Below are 1,695 nucleotides of genomic sequence, written 5' to 3'. Positions count from 1 at the left end.
AGCGTCTGGCGATCAATCCCTATGGCCGCCCCTATGCGAGCCTGGCCGAGCTGCAGCAGTGGACCGATGCGCGCATCGAGATCCTGTCCCACGAGCGGCGCTGCCCCGCCACCGGCTCAACCGTCGCCGAGGCCTGGGCCGAGGAGCGGGTGCGGCTGACCCGGGTGCCCGAGACATTGCCGGAGCCGTTCGATCTGGTGGCCACCCGCCAGGTCGGTCTTGACGGGCTGGTGGCGTTCGAGGGACGCCAGTACAGCGTTCCGTTCCGGCTCATCGGGCAGCAGGTCGAGGTGCGCGGCACCGCCGGACAGGTGCAGATCCTGAAGGCCTGCGAGGTGGTGGCCACGCATCCGCGCGGGACCCCGGCCCGCCTGTTGATCGATCAGGCGCATTATGACGGGCCGAGCACGGAGCGGGTGATGGCTCCGCCCCCGCTCGGACGCCTGGGCGCCCGCCTCCAGGACTTGGCCCAGGCTCCCGTGGTGCACCGGTCGATCGACCTGTATGCGGCTCTGGCGGAGGTGGCGCGATGACCCCCGGCAAGCTCAGGCTGGATATCGACACGACGCGCGAGCGGCTCCTGGCACTGGGCTGCTCCTATGCGGCTGAGCACCTCGATCATCTTCTGACTGAGGCTGTGGCCGAGGCGATGGCCCCGCATGCCTTTCTGGACCGGCTGCTGGCGGTGGAGCAGTCAGGGCGCGAAGGACGGCGGGTGAAAACCTCGTTGAAAATGTCGGGCCTGCCGATCGGCCAGACACTCGAGAACTTCGACTTCGCCTTCCAGCCGGCGATCGAGCGCTCCCGGATCGACACGCTGGCGACGGGCGCGTGGATCCGCAATGCCGAAACCGTGCTGATGCAGGGCCCTCCGGGGGTGGGCAAGACGCACCTCTCGGTGGCACTCGGGACGCGGGCGGTCGAGATGGGGTTCTCGGTCCTGTACTACCGCTTTGACGAGCTGATGACGGCGCTGAAGGTCGATGCCGGCTTGCCGCCCGCGCAGCTGAAACGGCGCCGGTATATGAACATGGCGCTGTTGATTGTGGACGAACTCGGCTTCGAGCCGATGAGCCGGGAGGAGGCGAGCCTGTTCTTCCGGCTGGTGACCTACCGCTACGGCCGCGGCGCGATCCTGATTACAACGAACAAGAGCATCCGGGAGTGGACCGAGCTGCTGGCCGGCGACGAGGTGCTGGCCACGGCCATCCTCGACCGCCTGCTGCACCGAGCGCATGTTCTCAACATCAAGGGGCGCAGCTATCGCCTGCGGGATCTGGAGGAGGCTCTCCAGCGGGCTCACGCTTGAGCCGTCGTAAAACTGGATGTCGCCTTATCTCGTAAATCTCGGTGTCGCTTGACAAGTGAACAGGGCGGCGGTCGCGCGGGTGCGCAGGGATGCGCCGATCACGGCGAGACTCAGGCCATAGGTGACGGTATCGCCGAGAAAATCGAGCGCGTCGGCATGCAGGGCCTGCGAGCGCGCGAGATGGCCGGCCACGATCTCCGTGACGAACAGGGCGGCATTGATCGCGATCACGGTCCAGAGCACGCGCTTGTAGCGGGGATCGACGCCGTCGAAGATCGGCACGCCGCCCTGGCGGCCGCAGGTTTCCTCCGCATGCTCATGGCTCTTCGCCGGATGGGTCGAAAGCTCGTGAGCATGGTGGTCCTCGTGACCATGGTGGTCGTGGG

General features: G+C 67.1%; 2 protein-coding genes and 1 pseudogene. 2 read left to right on the top strand and 1 reads right to left on the bottom strand.

Annotated features, from left to right (window positions below; genetic code table 11):
• The coding region (locus tag C7G61_RS45445) for a Mu transposase domain-containing protein (RefSeq protein ID WP_420836850.1) at positions 1–533 on the top strand (533 nt) is incomplete at its 5' end.
• A complete protein-coding gene (gene istB / locus C7G61_RS42630; RefSeq protein ID WP_108523400.1) occupies positions 530–1,309 on the top strand; it encodes an IS21-like element helper ATPase IstB in 780 nt (259 codons plus the stop codon). The genes C7G61_RS45445 and istB, both read left to right, overlap by 4 nt.
• Before the next feature lie 57 nt (positions 1,310–1,366).
• Here the strand turns inward: istB and C7G61_RS42625 are convergent.
• Positions 1,367–1,695 (bottom strand): annotated as a pseudogene (locus C7G61_RS42625) (cation efflux transmembrane domain-containing protein); the annotation flags it as partial.

It is taken from the genome of Bradyrhizobium algeriense, assembly GCF_003062295.1.
In the GTDB taxonomy this organism is placed as follows: domain Bacteria; phylum Pseudomonadota; class Alphaproteobacteria; order Rhizobiales; family Xanthobacteraceae; genus Bradyrhizobium; species Bradyrhizobium algeriense.
Note: the sequence above shows the minus strand (reverse complement) of the source record. Positions and strands in the feature narration are given on the sequence as shown.

Coding starts and splice junctions, on each gene's coding strand:
- istB (WP_108523400.1), top strand. CDS start 530: ATGACCCCCGGCAAGCTCAGGCTGGATATCGACACGACGCGCGAGCGG.